The organism is Flavobacterium araucananum, assembly GCF_002222055.1.
GTDB lineage: Bacteria > Bacteroidota > Bacteroidia > Flavobacteriales > Flavobacteriaceae > Flavobacterium > Flavobacterium araucananum.
This window is the reverse complement of the sequence record NZ_MUGS01000006.1, coordinates 1-19,496: the sequence shown is the minus strand read 5'-3', so window position 1 is coordinate 19,496 and position 19,496 is coordinate 1. Positions and strand designations below refer to the sequence as shown.

Annotated in this window: 19 protein-coding genes; 14 read left to right on the top strand and 5 right to left on the bottom strand. The window is 33.7% G+C overall.

Annotated elements, in window-relative coordinates:
- Window positions 1–142: 142 nt before the first annotated feature.
- The gene (gene hisS / locus B0A64_RS05740; protein ID WP_089478573.1) at window positions 143–1,918 is read right to left on the bottom strand and encodes a histidine--tRNA ligase; all 1,776 of its coding nucleotides are present in this window, start codon (window positions 1,916–1,918) and stop codon (window positions 143–145) included.
- Window positions 1,919–2,098: 180 nt separating this feature from the next.
- Between hisS and B0A64_RS05735 the strand changes: the two genes are divergently transcribed.
- Window positions 2,099–3,343 carry an ABC transporter permease gene (locus B0A64_RS05735; protein ID WP_165769767.1) on the top strand — a complete coding sequence of 415 codons (1,245 nt, stop codon included), beginning with the start codon at window positions 2,099–2,101 and terminating at the stop codon, window positions 3,341–3,343.
- Between the two features lie 64 nt (window positions 3,344–3,407).
- Here B0A64_RS05735 and prmC read toward each other — a convergent pair whose 3' ends face one another.
- Both prmC and B0A64_RS05725 read right to left on the bottom strand, forming a co-directional pair.
- Window positions 3,408–4,262, bottom strand: a complete 855-nt coding sequence (prmC, locus tag B0A64_RS05730) for a peptide chain release factor N(5)-glutamine methyltransferase (protein WP_089478572.1) — start codon at window positions 4,260–4,262, stop codon at window positions 3,408–3,410.
- An 85-nt stretch (window positions 4,263–4,347) separates the two neighbouring features.
- Entirely contained in the window at window positions 4,348–4,833 is a 486-nt protein-coding gene (locus B0A64_RS05725; RefSeq protein WP_089478571.1) for a GNAT family N-acetyltransferase, read from the bottom strand.
- A 96-nt stretch (window positions 4,834–4,929) separates the two neighbouring features.
- Between B0A64_RS05725 and ribD the strand changes: the two genes are divergently transcribed.
- The 3 genes from ribD to B0A64_RS05710 all read left to right on the top strand — a co-directional run bounded on the left by ribD (window position 4,930) and on the right by B0A64_RS05710 (window position 7,475).
- Window positions 4,930–5,979 carry a bifunctional diaminohydroxyphosphoribosylaminopyrimidine deaminase/5-amino-6-(5-phosphoribosylamino)uracil reductase RibD gene (gene ribD, locus B0A64_RS05720; RefSeq protein WP_089478570.1) on the top strand — a complete coding sequence of 350 codons (1,050 nt, stop codon included), beginning with the start codon at window positions 4,930–4,932 and terminating at the stop codon, window positions 5,977–5,979.
- Window positions 5,972–6,574 (top strand): HAD family hydrolase, encoded by a 603-nt coding sequence (locus B0A64_RS05715; RefSeq protein WP_089478569.1) that lies wholly within the window; start codon window positions 5,972–5,974, stop codon window positions 6,572–6,574. The genes ribD and B0A64_RS05715 overlap by 8 nt, the downstream gene beginning before the upstream one ends.
- 268 nt (window positions 6,575–6,842) lie before the next feature.
- The gene (locus B0A64_RS05710) at window positions 6,843–7,475 is read left to right on the top strand and encodes an IMPACT family protein (RefSeq protein WP_089478568.1); all 633 of its coding nucleotides are present in this window, start codon (window positions 6,843–6,845) and stop codon (window positions 7,473–7,475) included.
- 31 nt (window positions 7,476–7,506) lie between these two features.
- On the opposite strand, the gene B0A64_RS05705 is transcribed toward B0A64_RS05710, so the two are convergent.
- Window positions 7,507–7,911 (bottom strand): acyl-CoA thioesterase, encoded by a 405-nt coding sequence (locus B0A64_RS05705; RefSeq protein WP_089478567.1) that lies wholly within the window; start codon window positions 7,909–7,911, stop codon window positions 7,507–7,509.
- A gap of 187 nt (window positions 7,912–8,098) precedes the next feature.
- Here B0A64_RS05705 and dnaA point away from each other — a divergent pair, with 187 nt between their 5' ends.
- From dnaA to scpA, 10 genes are all read left to right on the top strand, one after another.
- The gene (dnaA, locus tag B0A64_RS05700) at window positions 8,099–9,526 is read left to right on the top strand and encodes a chromosomal replication initiator protein DnaA (protein WP_089478566.1); all 1,428 of its coding nucleotides are present in this window, start codon (window positions 8,099–8,101) and stop codon (window positions 9,524–9,526) included.
- A gap of 9 nt (window positions 9,527–9,535) precedes the next feature.
- The gene (locus tag B0A64_RS05695) at window positions 9,536–10,000 is read left to right on the top strand and encodes a low molecular weight protein-tyrosine-phosphatase (RefSeq protein ID WP_089478565.1); all 465 of its coding nucleotides are present in this window, start codon (window positions 9,536–9,538) and stop codon (window positions 9,998–10,000) included.
- Window positions 10,001–10,034: 34 nt separating this feature from the next.
- Window positions 10,035–10,748 (top strand): SAM-dependent methyltransferase, encoded by a 714-nt coding sequence (locus B0A64_RS05690; protein WP_089478564.1) that lies wholly within the window; start codon window positions 10,035–10,037, stop codon window positions 10,746–10,748.
- A gap of 79 nt (window positions 10,749–10,827) precedes the next feature.
- Window positions 10,828–11,955 (top strand): methionine aminotransferase, encoded by a 1,128-nt coding sequence (locus B0A64_RS05685; protein WP_089478563.1) that lies wholly within the window; start codon window positions 10,828–10,830, stop codon window positions 11,953–11,955.
- Between the two features lie 77 nt (window positions 11,956–12,032).
- Entirely contained in the window at window positions 12,033–12,914 is an 882-nt protein-coding gene (locus B0A64_RS05680; RefSeq protein WP_165769766.1) for an SDR family oxidoreductase, read from the top strand.
- A 275-nt stretch (window positions 12,915–13,189) separates the two neighbouring features.
- Complete coding sequence (gene udk / locus B0A64_RS05675) at window positions 13,190–13,798, top strand: uridine kinase (RefSeq protein ID WP_089478562.1); 609 nt, start codon at window positions 13,190–13,192, stop codon at window positions 13,796–13,798.
- 151 nt (window positions 13,799–13,949) lie between these two features.
- Window positions 13,950–14,285 carry an FtsB family cell division protein gene (locus B0A64_RS05670; RefSeq protein WP_089478561.1) on the top strand — a complete coding sequence of 112 codons (336 nt, stop codon included), beginning with the start codon at window positions 13,950–13,952 and terminating at the stop codon, window positions 14,283–14,285.
- 23 nt (window positions 14,286–14,308) lie between these two features.
- A complete protein-coding gene (locus B0A64_RS05665) occupies window positions 14,309–15,673 on the top strand; it encodes a methylmalonyl-CoA mutase subunit beta (RefSeq protein WP_089478560.1) in 1,365 nt (454 codons plus the stop codon).
- Between the two features lie 44 nt (window positions 15,674–15,717).
- Window positions 15,718–15,954: a hypothetical protein gene (locus tag B0A64_RS05660; protein WP_089478559.1), complete on the top strand. Its 237-nt coding sequence runs from the start codon at window positions 15,718–15,720 to the stop codon at window positions 15,952–15,954.
- Between the two features lie 296 nt (window positions 15,955–16,250).
- Window positions 16,251–18,389, top strand: coding sequence for a methylmalonyl-CoA mutase (gene scpA, locus B0A64_RS05650; RefSeq protein WP_089478557.1), 2,139 nt, complete (start codon window positions 16,251–16,253; stop codon window positions 18,387–18,389).
- A 47-nt stretch (window positions 18,390–18,436) separates the two neighbouring features.
- Here scpA and B0A64_RS05645 read toward each other — a convergent pair whose 3' ends face one another.
- On the bottom strand, window positions 18,437–19,090 hold the full coding sequence (locus B0A64_RS05645; protein ID WP_089478556.1) for a peptidoglycan-binding protein LysM: 654 nt from the start codon (window positions 19,088–19,090) through the stop codon (window positions 18,437–18,439).
- Window positions 19,091–19,496: the final 406 nt, after the last annotated feature.

The following is a 19,496-nucleotide window of genomic DNA, read 5'->3' as shown; positions in this document are numbered from 1 at the left end:
AATTTACCTCAATATTTGCGTTCTTTGCGATTCATTTAGCCACGAATTTCATGAATTATCACGAATTATTTTATCAATAATCATCATTAAGCTCTGAGAACGCCGTCTACTTTAATCAACTAAAAACTTTGCTTTAAAAGTCTTAAGCCAGCAAAGCATTTTTCAATCCTTCAAAGTCAACCGAAATTTGTTCTCCCGAAACTAGATTTTTTAAAGAATACGAATTTGATGCGATTTCCTGATCTCCTGCAATTACAGCAAACGGAATCAATCTTTTATCGGCATATTGAAACTGTTTCCCCACTTTTACATTATCAGGATACAGTTCTACTTTTATATTTTCTTTTCTCAATTTCTGGATCGCTTGCGAAGCATACAAAGCTTCGGCATCTCCATAATTAATAAACAATGCTTTTGATGTTGCTGCAACTGTTTCCGGAAATAACTGCAACTCTTCAAGAACTAAATAAATACGATCTAATCCGAAAGAAATTCCAACCCCGCTCATATTTTTCAAACCAAAAATACCCGTTAAATCATCGTATCTACCGCCACCGCCAATAGATCCCATTGAAACCGTTTTTGGTGCTGCTACTTCAAAAATAGCTCCTGTATAATAATTCAGTCCACGAGCCAGAGTCACATCAAGATCTAAAGTAGCCGTAGACAAACCTAAAGTTGCCACATTGTCACAAATAAATTTCAATTCCTCTACTCCTTTCATCCCTTCTTCCGACTCAGCCAGTAAACTGGAAAGCTGAAGGATCTTATCTGCAAATGTTCCTGTAAAATTAAAAAGGGGCTGCACTTTGACCAAAGCCTCTTCCGGAATACCTTTTTCGATCATTTCTTTTTTCACACCGTCTTCGCCAATCTTATCCAGCTTATCAAGAGCAACTGTAAAATCGATCAATTTATCAGATGCACCAATTACTTCTGCAATTCCGGATAATATTTTTCTATTATTGATTTTAATTGTTACACCTTCTAAACCTAAAGATGTAAAAACGGTATCGTACAATTGAACCAATTCTACCTCCTGCCACAATGATTTTGAACCAACAACATCAGCATCACATTGATAAAACTCTCTGAAACGGCCTTTCTGAGGTTTATCTGCTCGCCAAACCGGCTGAATCTGATATCTTTTAAAAGGAAAAACTATTTCGCTTTGATTTTGAACAACATATCTAGCGAACGGCACTGTCAAATCATAACGCAACGCTTTTTCTGATATATAACTAGTCATAAAACTAGATATTGATTTTTTCTGACCTAAAACATTACAAAATTCATTGCTTATTTTTTTTATAACATTGTAATCTGCAATAAACAAACTCTTCTGTAAAAAATCCTCATTTCGCACTTGTTCAAAATCCAAGCCGGTCATCCTTATAAAATCAACAATTTCTGCTAAGAGATAACTTTTTCTTTCTGTCAATTCTTTATCAAAAGCGATTCCAAAATCCCTATCTTTAAACACATTTCTAGAGGTCCATTCTTCAATTTTATACTCAATCATTGCAAGTACTTCCTTGTCAACTAATAACTTTTCAAAGTCTTCAAAAGTTAAAAAACTTTGTCCTTTTATCTTATAATGAAATATATAACTTGTCACATCTCGAAATATTTTTTGAATTGATACATATATTGAAATACTATTCAAATCAAAAAAATCATTCTCCAATTTCTTTTCAAAAAAATCACCGCTGTTCAATATTTTAAAAATCAAACGGTCGCCTTCTTCCCCATATTTCCCCATCAAAGTATCTGAATTTTCAAATGAAGGCGTTTCAATAGGCTGAAAACCAAATTTCTCAAAATTACTTTTTATGATTTGAATAATATATTGACGTTTTGACACCTCTGCTGGTGAAAAATCTCTTGTCCCTTTTGGTATACTTGGTTTTGAAGCCATTTTTTTTATTTTAGATTGTTGCTTTTAGATTTTAGATTCCTTGAAAACCTGCCTCTAAATTCTTTAACATTATTTTCTTTTTAATTTTAATCGTCCGCAAATATCTCACTTTTTAAAATAAATAATGCGAGTTGGAAAACAAACTTGTAACAAAAAACGTATTTTCGTGACAAATTGTTCATGATGCTAAAATTATTTAAAGAAAATATCCGAATTGCTTTTGGTTCTATCAAAACACAATTATTGCGTACTATTCTTACTGTATTAATTATTGCAATTGGAATTACGGCTCTGGTTGGGATTCTAACGGTTGTGACGGCTCTTGAAAATACAATTTCGACAAATTTTGCTTCTATGGGAGCTAATACTTTTAATATTAACCAATACGAAAACAACCTTAAAAATCGTGGAAGTAACGAGCGTGAGATTGTAAACCCTATTATTTCGTATCCGGAAGCAGTTGCTTTCAAAAACAAATACAAATATCCTTTTACAGAGACTTCATTGTCTTTTACCGCTACAAAAACTGCAGAGGTTAAATTTTTAGACAAAAAAACAGATCCTGAAATCAGCGTTCTTGGTGTCGATGAGCATTTTATATCCAACTCCGGTTTAGAAATAAGTTCAGGACGCAGTTTTAATCAATTCGACATCGAAAACAATACTTATTCCTGCGTTGTAGGATCAGATTTTGAAAAAGGTTTATTAAAAGATGTAAACCCTTTAGACAAAATAATTTCGATTCGCGGCGCACGTTTTAAAGTTATTGGCGTTTTAAAAGAAAAAGGATCAACCTTTGGCAACAGTCAGGATTTACGCGTATTAATCCCAATTCAGGTTGCACGTTCCCTATTTACCGCTCCTAATATCAATTATACCATGAGCGCAATGGTTTCTAAAAAAGAACTTTTGGACGAAGCTATCGACAACGCAACAAGCACAATGCGAAGAGTGCGAAAATTGAGCCCTACCCGTGATAATAATTTTGGAATTGGACGCAGTGATGATTTGATAAATCGCATTCTGGGAATCACAAAATATCTTGGCTGGGCTTCCTGGATCATTAGTGTTATTACCATCTTAGGATCTTCAATCGCTCTTATGAATATTATGATTGTTTCGGTTACAGAACGTACCCGCGAAATTGGCGTAAGAAAAGCTTTGGGAGCAAAAAAAATAACAATTGCCGTTCAGTTTTTTATCGAAACATTACTAATTGGGCAAATTGGTGGTTTAATAGGTATTATAATAGGTATCCTTTTAGGATTTGCGATTGCAACTGCCATGAGTTTTGTATTTGTGATTCCGTGGGTTGCTATATTTGCCGCTTTTGCAACCAGTTTTACCGTTGCAATTGTTTCAGGTTTATATCCTGCAATCAAAGCAGCTAAACTAGATCCTATCGAAGCCTTACGCTACGAGTAGTTTTCAGATTACTGTCGCAATTTAGACTAAAAACTGTAGCTCGCACCAAAAAATAGGATCAAGACTAAACAATCCCTTTCATCATTCTGTCATTATCGTAAATATCTCTGCGCAGTTCTATATTTTTGAAATTCATTTTTTCTAACAAATCTCTCATTTCATCTCCTAAGTACTGATTGATTTCAAAATACAATTGTCCGCTTTCCAGTAAATTTTCCTGTGCCAGTGATGCTATTTTCCGATAGAAAACCAAAGCATCATTATCTTCTACAAAAAGTGCCAGATGTGGTTCATAATCCAAAACATTCTTTTTAATTTCTTCCTTTTCTAAATTACGGACGTAAGGCGGATTTGAAACAATAATATCGAAATTGCATTTTAAAGCTTCGGCTTCTAAAATATTCTGAAGCATAAAAGTAACTTCTGCCTTATTATTTGCTGCATTTCTTTTAGCGGTTTCTATTGCTTTTTTCGAAACATCAATACCATAAACTTCTGCATTAGGGATATTCTTAGCCAACGAAATAGCAATGCAGCCACTTCCGGTTCCGATATCCAGAATTTTTATTTTCTTGGCTTTATCAAACTTAGAATTTTCATTGATAATCCACTCTACCAATTCTTCTGTTTCCGGTCTCGGAATCAAAACATTTTCGTTTACCTCGAAATCCAGTCCATAAAAATTAGTTTTCCCTAACAAATACTGAATTGGAACTTCTTTCTTTAATTGAGACAATAAAGAATCCCATATCACAAAATCAATCTCTGAAAAACTCAGTTCATGATTTAGTGCTAGATCAATTTGTCGTAATTTATTTTTGTCTTCTAATATTAAATAGAAAAAACTTTCCGCTTCATACGCATCGTAATAAGGCGATAATTCTTTGATAAAATGAGTCCGGTATTGTTTAATTTTCATTTTGGGTATTTGAGCATTATTCGTTAAGCTAAAACCAATCTTATTACAACATAAGTATCGTAAGACAAAAATTGTTACAATTCTGTTACAAAACTTTCAACATCCACACTGGGCAAGAACTGTGCCCGGTATTCCCTAAGGGAGCTTCTAAATATTCAAATCCTGATTTTTTATATAATTTTTGAGCAGCATGCATAAACGGCATTGTCTCTATATAACATTTCTCAAAACCAAAAACCAGTGCTTGTTCCAAACATTTTTGCATCATTTTAGAACCAATTCCTAAACCTCTTGTTTCCGGCAAAAAATACATCTTTTGCAATTCGCATATCTCAGGATCTCCATTTTCTAATGGCGCAACTCCTGCACAGCCCATAATCTTGCCATCATTTTCGACTACAAAATAAACGGACTTAGGCTTATTATATTCTTCAAACATTAAATCTAAATACGGATCTGCGTATGCCGTTCCAACTTTAGGTATTTCCATTTCGTCAAAAACCATTCGTATTAATTGAGCAACTGCCTGATTGTCTTCCTTTTTTATTGCTCTGATAATCCAATTTTCCATAATTATTTATACGTATAACATAGATACAAAAGTAAAAATACTTTTTTGATAGTTTCTTAACTTACTCCTAAACTCAAAAATAACTACTTTTGTAATGTGAATATACATGAAAAATACATAAAACGCTGCATTAAATTAGCACAAAATGGATTTGGGACTACATATCCAAATCCTATGGTTGGAAGCGTAATTGTTTACCAAAACCAAATCATTGGCGAAGGATGGCACAAAAAAGCCGGAGAACCACATGCTGAAGTTAATGCAATTCGATCTGTAAAAGACAAATCATTATTAAAAAAAGCAACTATTTATGTGAGCTTAGAACCTTGCAGTCATTTTGGCAAAACACCTCCTTGTTGTGATTTGATTATTGAACATAAAATTCCGAATGTAGTTGTTGGAACGGTAGATCCTAACGAAAAAGTAGCCGGAAATGGTATTAAAAAATTAATAGCTGCCGGAGCAAATGTTATTGTTGGTGTTTTAGAAAATGAATGCAACGAGCTTAACAAACGTTTTTTTACGTTTCATCAAAAAAAGAGACCTTATATTATATTGAAATGGGCCGAAAGTCAGGACGGTTTTTTATCTCCAGAAAAAGAAGCTGATCAGGATCGCAAACCCATCTGGATTACCAATCCATACTCAAGGCAACTCGTACATAAGTGGAGAAGCGAAGAGCAGGCTGTTTTAGTAGGTACTCAAACTGTTATCGATGATAATCCAAAATTAAACACCAGAGACTGGTCAGGAAATAATCCGGTACGAGTTGTTTTGGATCAAAATAACAGGATATCAAAAGACAGTTTTATTTTTGACAATACTGTAAAAACTATCGTATTTACAAAATATGAAAGTAACCTTTCGACAGAAAACACTAACTTTGAAGTAATTGATTTTAATCAAAACATAATACCTCAGATTTTGGCTGTTTTGTATCAAAACCAAATTCAATCAATTATTATTGAAGGCGGATTGCAAACGCTACAATCATTTATAGATCTAAATGTTTGGGATGAAGCCCGAATATTTATCGGAAAATCTACTTTTAGAGCAGGAACAAAAGCGCCTGTCATTCAAAAGAAAAGCATAACAAAAACCTACATTCAAAGCGATGAATTACTAAATATTAGAAATCATGATTGATACTATAATTTTTGACTTTGGAGATATTTTTATCAATTTAGACAAACAAGCGACCGTTTCAGGATTACAGAAATTAGGAATGACAGAATGGAATGCAGAATTGGACAGCCTGAATCTTTTGTTCGAAACGGGAGATATTTCACGTACTGATTTTTTGGCTGGTTTTCAAAAAGAACTTCCAAATGCATCGATCGAACAAATTTTGGAAGCCTGGAATGCTGTTCTGGCTGATTTTCCTTTGTATCGATTAGAGTTTTTACAAATGCTCACTCAAAAATATCGTTTGTTTTTATTAAGCAATACAGATTCTATTCATATTCAGACTTTCGAACATAAAAGCGGGATTTCTTTTTATAGTGATTTTTATCAATGTTTTGAAAAAGTGTACTTTTCGTTTGAAATCGGAATGCGCAAACCAAATGCAGAGGTTTTTCAATACCTGATCAACAAACATGAATTATCGCCAAAGCGAACCTTGTTTGTAGATGATAAAAAAGAAAATACAGATGCTGCTGCTGCATTGGGCTTTAATGTTTGGAATTTGCAAGTTGGCCAGGAAGACGTTGTTGATTTATTTGATAAAAAAATATTATAAATTATTTTAGCCACAGATTTCAAAGATTAAATGATTTTTTTTGTTTCTCGCAGATAAAACAAATCTGCTTTATCTGCAAAATCTGCGAGAGAAAAAGCTTAACTCCAAAATAAAAAATACCACGAGAACGTGCTTGTTACAAATTACACTAAATAAGTTTGAGATAATTTGTGAAATTCGTGGCAAAAATTAACACAAAAGAGAAAATCTTTTTAATCTTTTTAATCTGTGGCAAGAAAAACATTAAACATAATTTAGAAACTTACTTTTGGAATATAACGATACGTATCAAACTATAGCTTTTGAATCAGAAGAAGTTCTCTTTAAGGAAAAAGGAAGTAAATTCTTTGGATACGCTTTTCCTATAGAAAACGAAGACGAGGTAAAGCCTATCATCGAAAATTTAAAAAAGCAGCATCCTCATGCTGTTCATTTTTGTTACGCCTATCAATTGGGCACGGCCCCAAAGATTTCTTATCGTGCCAATGACGATGGCGAACCAAGCAATACTGCCGGAGCACCAATTTACGGACAAATACAATCTTTTGGACTAACCAACGTTCTTGTTGTCGTAGTTCGAATTTTTGGCGGAATCAAATTAGGTGTTGGCGGATTAATTGCAGCTTATAAAACAACCGCTCAAATGACACTTGAAATTTGTGAGATCATTGAAAAAACAATCGATGTTCATTTTTTAATCTCTTTTGATTATAAAAACATGAATAAAGTTATGCGTGTTATTAAAGAAAAAAAGCTGGAAATCAGTTCTCAGGAAATGGAAATGGATGAAAATTCAGGTTTACCAATTGGCAAAATCAAAACAAAAACACGTAAAAAAAATGCCGAATCTGTATTCGACATTTTTGATTTAATGTTTGAAATCGATATTAAAATTATATAAATTATTATAAAAACCTATCTCGTTTTAACAATTATACAAGTGTTTTAAACAATTCTAAAATATAATCCGGAGGAGCTGTTGGACGACCTGTTTTTAACGAAATAAATACTAAAATAAAAGCAGCAGTTGTTAATAACTCATTCGCTTCATTATAAATCGCACAGTCAAATTCGATCTTGACAGATGACTGACTTTTGAAAGCGGTATGAATTGTAAGAAGCTCATCATAACGTGCAGATTTTTTATAATTTATTTGCATGGAAACAATGGGTAATCCAATTCCGCTTTCTTCCATGCTTTTATACGAAATCCCTTTATTTCTAAGCCATTCCACGCGTCCAATCTCAAAATATGGGACATAATTTCCGTGATAAACAACTCCCATTTGATCTGTTTCAGAGTACCGAACACGCACTTGCGTTTGATGATTTTTCATTATTTATAGATTAAAAAAAATTAACTTCTTAAAGTTCACTTACAACATTTTTTTATAAAATTAGAGGGCAAAATATTTTTTTTTACAGAAATTTGTTCACATATTTGTTATCCCGAAATACGGAATAAAATTGCTCCTTTTTTATTAGGAGAATCTTTATCAATAATAAAAAAATTTATCTGAATCTATGACTAAAACTGCTCAATCGGTATGGGAAAACTGTTTGTCCTTTATAAAAGACAATATTCAAGATCAAGCATACAAAACTTGGTTTGAACCAATCAAATCAGTTGAGCTAACCGACAACGCGTTATATATTCAAGTACCAAGTAAATTTTTCTACGAATGGCTGGAAGAACATTACGTAAAATTATTGAAAGTTGCGCTTACCAAAGAACTGGGAAAAAACGCAAAGTTACTCTATAAAATTAAAATGGAGAACACTTATGGCAATAAACAACCGTTTACAGAACAGTTGCCAAGTGCCAACAGAGTGCCAATGAAACCGCAAGAGGTTGATGCTCCGTTTAAAAACTTAAATCCTGAGCTTAAAAATCCTTTTGTAATTCCAGGAATTAGAAACCTTAAAATTGAATCGCAATTAAATGCCAATTACAGTTTTGATAATTTCTTAGAAGGAGACTCAAACCGCTTAGCCCGTTCTGCAGGTATGGCTGTTGCCAACAAACCCGGAGGAACATCCTTTAATCCTTTATTGATTTTTGGTGGAGTTGGTTTAGGAAAAACACACTTGGCGCATGCCATAGGTGTAGAAGTAAAAGATAAATATCCTGAAAAAACGGTTTTATACATTTCTGCCGAAATTTTTACACAACAATATATTGATTCTGTAAAAAAGAATAATCGTAATGATTTCATTCACTTTTACCAATTAATTGATGTTTTGATTATTGATGATGTTCAGTTTTTATCTGGAAAATCAGGAACTCAGGACGTATTTTTCCATATTTTTAACTACTTGCACCAAAACGGAAAACAGGTAATTTTGACTTCGGACAAAGCTCCTGTCGACATGCAGGATATTGAACAACGTTTATTATCTCGTTTTAAATGGGGACTATCTGCTGAATTACACCAGCCAGATTACGAAACCAGAATTTCGATCTTAAAAAACATACTATATCATGATGGTGTCGAAATGCCGGAAGATATTATCGAATATGTTGCACGCAATATCAAAAGTAATGTTCGTGAACTTGAAGGCGCTATTATTTCTCTAATCGCACAATCTTCTTTTAACAAAAAAGAGGTTACGATAGAATTAGCCAAAAGCGTTGTAGAAAAATTTGTTAAAAACGTAAAGAGAGAAATCTCTATCGATTATATTCAAAAAATTGTGTCTGATTATTTTCAGTTGGATATTGAAACCCTTCAATCTAAAACCAGAAAAAGACACGTGGTACAGGCCAGACAATTGGCCATGTTTTTTGCTAAGAAATTTACAAAAGCTTCTTTGGCAAATATTGGCTCACAAATTGGAGACCGCGATCACGCTACCGTTTTGCATGCTTGTAAAACAGTCGATAATTTAGTTTCTACAGACAAACAATTCAAGAAATTTGTCGAAGACATCAACAAAAAATTAACGCTATAAACGCGCATCATGCCAGTAAAAATCTTAATGGTTTGCTTGGGAAATATTTGTAGATCACCTTTAGCCGAAGGTATTTTAACATCAAAATTACCCAACACATTTATAGTTGATTCTGCAGGGACCGGATCTTGGCATGTAGGCAAATCACCAGACAAACGTTCTATTGCCGTAGCTAAGAAAAACGGACTATCCATAGACAATCAAAAAGGAAGACAATTTAGACCTTCTGATTTTGATGAATTTGATTACATTTATGTAATGGATAGCTCAAACTATAGTGATGTAACTGATCTGGCAAAAACTACGGAACAAAAAAATAAAGTTCAACTTATCCTGAATGAATTATTTCCGGATGAAAATGTTGATGTACCGGATCCTTATTATGGTGTTGCAAACGGATTTGATACAGTTTATCAAATGCTGGATGAAGCTACAGACCTAATAGCAAAAAAGCTCATCGAGAAACATTCATAGCTTCTTGTTTTTAAACAATATAAAAAAAATGCAAATGAAACTTCCAGGAAAATTATATTTAATTCCAACTACAATGGGCGAAAGTGATCCTATGGATGTTTTGCCGCAAACAGTAAAAAGAAGTATCGATTTTATAGATTACTATATTGTTGAAAATGAAAAAACAGCCCGAAAATCTATAAAAGCTGTTTCTCCCGAAAAAAAACAATCAGAACTTATCCTTTTCACGCTTAACAAACGTACGGAACCAAGCGAGCATTTAGACTTTATCAAACCTTTGCTAGAAGGCAAAAATGTGGGTTTAATGAGCGAAGCAGGTTGTCCCGGCGTCGCTGATCCCGGTGCTGTAATTGTAAAACTGGCGCATGAAAAAGGAATCCAGGTTGTGCCTCTTGTAGGACCTTCCTCTATTTTACTGGCCATGATGGCATCCGGAATGAACGGTCAGAGTTTTACCTTCAACGGGTATTTGCCTATTGATAAAGACGAAAAAAAATCGGCTTTAAAACATTTTGAAAAATTATCACAGGATAAAAATCAATCCCAGATTTTTATAGAAACTCCTTATAGAAACAATAAGCTGGTCGAAGATATTTTGCAAATTGTAAATCCTTCAACGCATCTTTGTATCGCAACTGACATCACTTTACCAACAGAGTTTATTAAAACAATGCGTATTGCAGACTGGAAAAAAATAAAAGTAGACCTTCATAACAGACCAACTATTTTTATCATCCATAAAATGTAAACCTATTTAAAGCAATTATTCGACAAAATAAAAATTGCCTTATATTGTACTCACAAGTTTTTCCTAATCAAACTTTTCTATGAGTAAACTTCCAAATATAACCACCAGCATTTTTACGGTAATGTCTAAAATGGCAACGGAATACAACGCCATTAATCTTTCGCAGGGGTTCCCAAACTTTCCTGTAGATGAACGATTAACAGATATTCTGGCAAGACTAACAAAAGAAAATGTACATCAATATACACCAATGGCAGGTTATCCGCCATTGATGCAACAGATTGCAAAATTAGTACAGAGTTCGTATAACAGAACCGTCATTCCGGAAACCGAAATTCTGGTTACCGCCGGTGCAACTCAGGGAATTTTTACTTCGATTTTGGCATTGGTAAAAACAGGCGACGAAGTTATTATTCTGGATCCGAGTTATGATTCATACGAATCTCCGGTTTTGCTTTGTAACGCAAAACCTGTTCGGGTAGCTCTAAAGGATGATTACACGCCAAATTGGGAAACAATCGAAAAAGCGTGTTCTTCAAAAAGCAAAATGATTATCATCAATAACCCACATAATCCAACAGGCAAAATCTTAACACAAGCTGATTTTTTGCAACTGGAAAAAATACTCTCAAAATATCCTGACCTTATTGTTTTATCTGATGAAGTTTATGAATACATTACTTTTGAAGAAAAACATATTTCTGCCCATACCAAAGATTTTCTTTTAAATCGTTGTATTATGGTTTCTTCTTTTGGAAAATCTTTTCATATTACAGGCTGGAAAATTGGCTACACGGTAGCTCCGGAATATCTAATGAAAGAGATTAAAAAAGTACATCAGTTTTTAGTCTTTAGTGTCAACAGTATTTCGCAAGCCGCCATTAGTCAATATTTAGACATTGTTGATGTAAATTTACTTGGAAAATTCTATCAGGAAAAACGGGATTATTTCAAAAAACTACTTCAAAACAGCCGCTTTGAATTAAAACCTTGCGAAGGAACTTATTTTCAAGTGGCTTCTTATGCTACGATTTCAAACGACGATGACGTTACTTTTTGCAAAAAACTAATTACAGATCACGGTGTGGCTGCAATTCCCATTTCTACCTTTTATTCTGATCATAAAGATCAAAAATTAATACGTTTCTGCTTTGCCAAAGATGATTTTACATTAGAATCAGCAGCAAAAAAACTATGTAATATATAAAGTTTATTAAAATTTTATAACATTATTATGCGTGCATCCTATTTATTTAATTAATATTGTAAGAAAAAGAAAAAAATATGAGCTATACAGATAAAATGTTAAGAGATGACGCTTTAAAAGGTAAAGTCATTGTAGTTACTGGTGGAGGAAGTGGTTTAGGAAAAGCTATGACTAAATATTTCTTAGAATTAGGCGCTCAGGTAGCCATTACTTCAAGAGATTTAGACAAACTAAAGAATACCGCTACTGAGCTTGAAACGGAAACCGGGGGTAAATGTTTACCACTTCAATGTGATGTTCGTCATTATGAAGAAGTAGAAAATATGCTTCAGGAAGTTTTAAAAGCTTTTGGCAAAGTGGATGTTCTTTTGAACAACGCAGCCGGAAATTTTATTTCTCCAACCGAACGTTTATCTGCAAATGCATTTGATACTGTTATAGATATCGTATTAAAAGGATCCAAAAACTGTACACTAGCTTTTGGAAAACACTGGATCGACAGCAAACAAAAATCAGCTACTATTTTAAATATCGTAACCACTTATGCCTGGACAGGATCTGCATATGTGGTGCCAAGTGCTACTGCAAAAGCCGGAGTTCTTGCCATGACACGCAGTTTGGCAGTAGAATGGGCAAAATACGGAATTCGTTCTAATGCAATCGCTCCGGGACCATTCCCTACAAAAGGAGCCTGGGACAGATTATTGCCGGGTGATCTTGCCGAAAAATTCGACATGGCAAAAAAAGTACCCTTAAAACGTGTAGGCGATCATCAGGAATTAGCCAATCTGGCAGCTTATTTAGTATCTGATTTTTCAGCTTATGTAAATGGGGATGTTATCACGATCGACGGTGGAGAATGGTTAAAAGGTGCCGGACAATTTAATTTATTAGAAGCAATTCCCGAAGAACTTTGGGATCAGCTTGAAATGATGATAAAAGCAAAAAAGAATAAATAATTTTAAGTGCTTACTAAATTCAGAATATTTTATTAAAACTATACTGATTGCACTAATCCCGAAGATTTTTCTTTCGGGATTTTTTTGTGTTTATGACCACATAAGTCGTAACCTTTTAACCATTTAACTAATATAAATTTAGCCAAGTACTATTTTGTTTAAATATCTTGCTGCTTACATTTACTTATATCACTTATATGGTTTAAATAAATAATATGTTCAGACAATTGACTTAAATTATTATTTTTGCCAAACAAATATCAAACAAAAAATATATGCTCATTATTGGACTTGCAGGAGGAACAGGAAGTGGAAAAACGACAGTAGTACACCAAATCATGAACGAATTACCAGACACTGAAGTAGGCGTAATTTCTCAGGATTCGTATTATAAACAAACCGATAATTTATCGTTTGACGAAAGAGCATTAATCAATTTCGATCATCCTCGTGCCATTGATTTTGAATTATTGGTTAAACATTTAAAAGCATTAAAAGCTGGAGAAACAATCGATCAGCCCGTATATTCTTTCATACAACACAACAGAACTGATGATACTGTATCAACACATCCTAGAAAAGTGATGATTGTTGAAGGGATCTTAATTTTGACAAATCCAGAGTTACGTGAACTTTGCGACATCAAAGTATTTGTTCACGCAGATTCTGACGAAAGATTAATTCGTCGTTTAAAAAGAGATATTTCAGAACGTGGGCGTGATATCGACGAGGTTTTAACCCGTTACCAAAACACTTTAAAACCTATGCACGAGCAATTTATAGAACCTTCTAAAGCTTTTGCCGATATTATCATTCCTAATGATAAATACAATACCGTAGCAATTGATGTAGTTCGTGCCGTAATTAATCAACGAATTTCATAATTTTTATCGTAAATTTATTGCATTAAAATAAGGAGCTATTTCCCGCTCTCGCCTTTATCTTTTTATCCGCCGCGGCGGATAAAAAGGATACCGGCTCCATCGGGGCTAGAACACCAATCGAATTTATAAGAAGTAATCTGTTAAAGAGAAAATGAAACTAAAAAATCCATACAAAGGCAAACGCTGGTTCAAATTACTGAGCAATAAATATGTTTGGGTTTTACTGTTTTTCGTGGTCTGGATGTTATTTTTAGACAATTACTCTTATTTTGATCATCGTTTTTTAGACGGACAGATTAATGAATTGCAAGACAATAAAAAATACTATCAGGACGAAATAAAAAAAGATCAGGAACAGATCAAGCAACTTAAAAATCCTGAACAAATAGAAAAATATGCTCGTGAAAAGTACTTTATGAAAAAAGACAGCGAAGATATTTACATCATTCAATTTGAAGGTGATACCATTAAAGACACTAAAGAATAACCAGAAAAAAGAACCCAATTCTAATGGCTACTACCCTATTCGACGATTTTAGTCCAATTTCATCCAAACAATGGAAACAAAAAATTCAGTTTGAATTAGACGGAGCTGAATATAACGAAACCGTAATTTGGAATTCTCCGGAAGATATTCAGGTAAAACCATTTTATCATATTGACGAATTTTCTAAAGCTCCTGTAGTAAAAACTCAAGCTTCAAATTTTAAAATTTGTCAGAACATTTTTGTATATGATATCGAAAAATCAGTTCAAAGAGCCATAAATACTATCGAAAGAGGTGCCGAAAGTTTGCGCTTTACAATAGAAAACGAACAGATTGATATTAAAAAACTACTAGAAACTCTTCCTTTAAAAAACAGGATCGTTTACTTTAATTTGTCTTTTATTTCAATCGATTTCGTAAAGATATTAGATACTATTTCGATTCAGAAAAAAGCTGTATTTTACTGTAACATTGACCCAATTGGTCATTTTGCACGCGAAGGAAACTGGTTTTCTACCTCTGATAAAAATAATTTTGAAACGATCGAAAAAATTTCAAAAACGACAACAAACCTTTCTTTATTAAGTATCGATTTAGGTTTATATCAAAATGCAGGTGCAAACATTACGCAACAAATTGCCTATAGCCTAGCACATGCAAACGAGTATTTAAATCGTTTACCCAGTATTGCAAAACCAATTGTTTTTCAGGTATCCGTAGGAACGAATTATTTCTTTGAAATTGCAAAACTTCGCGCTTTAAGATTGCTTTTTAAATTAATTGCTTCAGAATACAATCCTGATTTAGAATGTCATTTATTGGTTACGCCAACCAAACGCAATAAAACAATTTACGATTATAATGTAAATATGCTTCGCACAACAACCGAATGTATGTCGGCTATTTTAGGCGGTGCAGATGCTGTGGCCAATTTACCGTATGATTCTTTGTATCATAAAGACAATGAATTTGGTGACCGCATTGCTCGAAATCAACTGTTGGTTTTAAAACACGAGAGCTATTTTGATAAAGTAAACAATCCAGCAGATGGTAGCTATTATATCGAAAGCCTAACGATGCAATTGGCTGAAAAAAGTCTTACTCTATTTAAAGACATAGAAGCTAACGGAGGTTTCCTTAAACTTTTGAACGACGGAACTATCAAAAAGAAGATTCAGGAAAGTGCCACTAAAGAACAGGAATTATTCGATTCTAAAAAAGAAGTTTTATTAGGAACGAATAAATACCCTAACAAAGACGACAAAATGAAACACGATCTCGAATTGTTTCCTTTTGTAAAAATAAAACCAAGAAAAACATTAATTACACCCATAATCGAAAAAAGATTAGCCGAAAAACTGGAACAGGAACGTTTAGAACTTGAATAATATAGATTTCAAATTCTCACATTTGAATATAAACCTAAATAATTATGGAAGCAATTAGACAAATATTATCAGTAAAAAATCATTCTGTAACTGTTATTTTACCTGATGATTTTACAGCAGATGAAGTAGAAGTAATTATTTTACCTATACAAAATAAGGAATATAAAATTCCTCAATGGCAAATTGATGAGGTTAGAGAAAGAACAGAGAAGTATTTAAAAAATCCAAAGAATGTTACAGACATTGATGATTTTTTAAAAGAAATTGAAAATGATTTATAAAATAGTACTTATTGACGAAGCTAAACTAGATTATAAAAAATCTTTACTTTGGTACAAAGCCATACATCCAAAATTAGCCATTAGATTTAATGACTCATTTAAAAGAAGTTTAGCAATTATAAAAATTAACCCATTACTATTTCAAATAAGATATGACAACATCCGAATCGTATTTTTAAAAACTTTCCCATACGCAATACATTACTCTATTTATGAAAATAGTGTAGTTATTAAATCCATTTTTCACACATCAAGAGATAGTGAATTGAATATATTCTAAACAACATTTTTTACAATTGAGAAAAGACCTTAAACATATAAAGTTAGATGTTAAAAGTGAGAAGTTAAATGCTGATTATACAGATCAACATTTAAAATCTGAGAGCTTTTTTACAGCAGAAGGAATCGAGCTAAAAGAAACTTATTCTGAAAAAGATATCGAAGATTTAGAGTTTCTTGATTTTGGAGCAGGTTTTGCGCCTAATTTACGAGGTCCTTATGCGACTATGTATGTAAGACGCCCTTGGACGATTCGCCAATATGCCGGATTTTCAACTGCCGAAGAAAGCAATGCTTTTTACAGACGAAACCTGGCAGCGGGACAAAAGGGACTATCGATTGCTTTTGACCTGCCAACACATCGCGGTTACGACTCAGATCACGAAAGAGTTGTAGGTGATGTTGGTAAAGCCGGTGTTGCAATAGATTCTGTAGAAGACATGAAAGTATTGTTTGATCAGATTCCATTAGACGAAATGTCTGTTTCAATGACCATGAACGGAGCTGTTTTACCTATTATGGCGTTTTATATTGTTGCAGCAGAAGAACAAGGTGTCGCAATCCAAAAATTATCCGGAACGATCCAGAATGATATTCTAAAAGAATTTATGGTTCGTAACACTTATATTTATCCGCCAACACCTTCGATGAAGATTATAGCTGATATTTTTGAATTTACGAGCAAGAAAATGCCCAAATTCAATTCTATCTCTATTTCAGGTTATCACATGCAGGAAGCCGGAGCAACTGCTGATATCGAATTAGCCTATACCCTTGCGGATGGTTTAGAATATATTCGAACGGGACTTTCGACCGGAATGACTATTGATGAGTTTGCTCCCCGCCTTTCTTTTTTCTGGGCAATTGGTATGAATCATTTTATGGAAATTGCCAAAATGCGTGCAGGTCGAATGATTTGGGCAAAATTAGTACAACAATTTAATCCTAAAAGCGATAAATCTTTGGCTTTAAGAACACATTGCCAGACGAGCGGATGGAGTCTGACGGAACAAGATCCTTTTAATAATGTTGCCAGAACTTGTATTGAAGCAACTGCGGCCGCTTTTGGAGGAACTCAATCTTTACATACTAATGCGCTTGACGAAGCCATTGCTTTGCCAACAGACTTTTCGGCAAGAATTGCTCGTAATACCCAAATCTTTCTACAGGAAGAAACTAAAATCACCAAAACGGTTGATCCCTGGGGAGGAAGTTATTATGTGGAAAGTTTGACGAATGAAATCCTTAAAAGTACCTGGAAACTAATCGAAGAAGTGGAGGAATTAGGCGGAATGACAAAAGCCATTGAAGCAGGAATTCCGAAACTAAGAATTGAAGAGGCAGCAGCCAGAAAACAAGCCAGAATAGATAGCGGTCAGGATATTATAGTTGGCGTAAATCAATTTAGATTAGAAAAAGAAGATCCGTTGCATATTCTGGATGTTGATAATCAAATGGTTCGCAAACAACAAGTAGAAAGACTGGAGCAAATAAAAGCGACAAGAGATACTGAAAAGGTAAATCAATCACTCGAAAAATTAATTCTTTGTGCCAAAACCGGACAAGGCAACTTATTAGAAATTGCTATTGAAGCAGCTCGAAACAGAGCAACATTAGGCGAAATTAGCGATGCTCTCGAAAGTATTTTTGGCAGGTTCAAAGCACAAATTAAATCCTTTAGCGGTGTGTATAGTGCAGCAATAAAAAATGACGAGAATTTTGAAAAGGCAAAACAATTAGCGAATGCCTTTGCCAAACAAGAAGGAAGACGTCCCAGAATTATGATTGCCAAAATGGGACAAGACGGGCATGATCGCGGTGCAAAAGTAGTTGCAACGGGTTATGCTGATGTAGGTTTTGATGTCGATATTGGCCCACTTTTTCAAACTCCTGCCGAAGCTGCCAAACAAGCTGTTGAAAATGACGTACACATCCTGGGTGTTTCATCACTGGCTGCCGGACACAAAACACTGGTGCCGCAAGTTATTGAAGAACTTAAAAACCACGGACGCGAAGATATAATGGTGATTGTTGGCGGAGTAATACCGGCACAAGACTATCAATTTTTATTTGATGCGGGAGCAGTTGCTGTTTTTGGGCCTGGAACTAAAATCAGCGAAGCGGCTATTAAAATTTTAGAAATTCTAATTGACTAAAGAGCAAAAAAAATCCCGAATGATTCGGGATTTTTTTTATGCTTATTCTAAATTTGATCGTGTATTGTAGCATCGCTATCCGCTTCAATACGAGAAAGGTCATAACCTGCAAAAGCTTTCATATAACTTTTTAATGAAGTCCCGTAAGCATCTCTAAAATGCTTGTTCCCTCTATTTTTAAAAAAGTTTTTTACTGAACCTGCGCCTCCAAGATGGGCAGCAGCTAAAATTCCAGATTCCGTAATTTCGACACCATTGATGATTTTTCCTTCGTACTTTTCGATCTCGTTACGCAAGATCCATTTATTTTTGGATAATAACGCAAGAAATGCTTTTTCTTGTAATGCAGGATCTTTTAAAAAGGCTTTGTCATTGTTTATGCCAACAGCTCTTAAGGCTTTAGAACCAAACTGGTATTTTCCCATATAACCCAGTGAATTTACCAATCGGTATTTTCCCTGAGATTCTCGAAAAGCAACCGCTTCTTTAAAACTGATAAGGCGCTTTTCTGTAAATAGGACATTTACCTTTTTTGAAACAGGATAGTCATCCTCTTCAAGCGATGGAAATAAGTATTCAGATCCATCTGTTTTTTCTATTAAAAACCAAGGTTTGGTTTCTAGATTAAAGGGTTTAAAACCCAAACTCAAAAATGTAATAATAACGATCAAACTCGCATAAAAATACCACTTCTTTATCATAAATTGTTTTTCTTCAAAACGCTGTCACCCTCTTGAAATTTCTACGGTGCAAAGATAAGAAATACAAAACAATCCTAATAATCAACACGTTACATGTTTTTAAAAATACAAATATAGGCTTGAATCCCTTTACTGACGCAGTTTTCGAGCGTTAAGGCAAGACTGCTATTTTGTTGAAAAAGCACCTAAAAAAAAATCCTAAAAATGTCATTTTTATCAAATTTTTATCAAATTTGTTAAAAAAGAAAGATTTAGACTACATAATTTTAGGTTTTTTTAAGCATAATGAATCGCAAAAAAAAATAATTTTTTATCCATTTATCGAAAAACTAAAATTTACTTTCTAATAAATTTCATTTTTACGAATATATAAAATTTGCCATTCAAGGTTACTTGTTCTTTAACT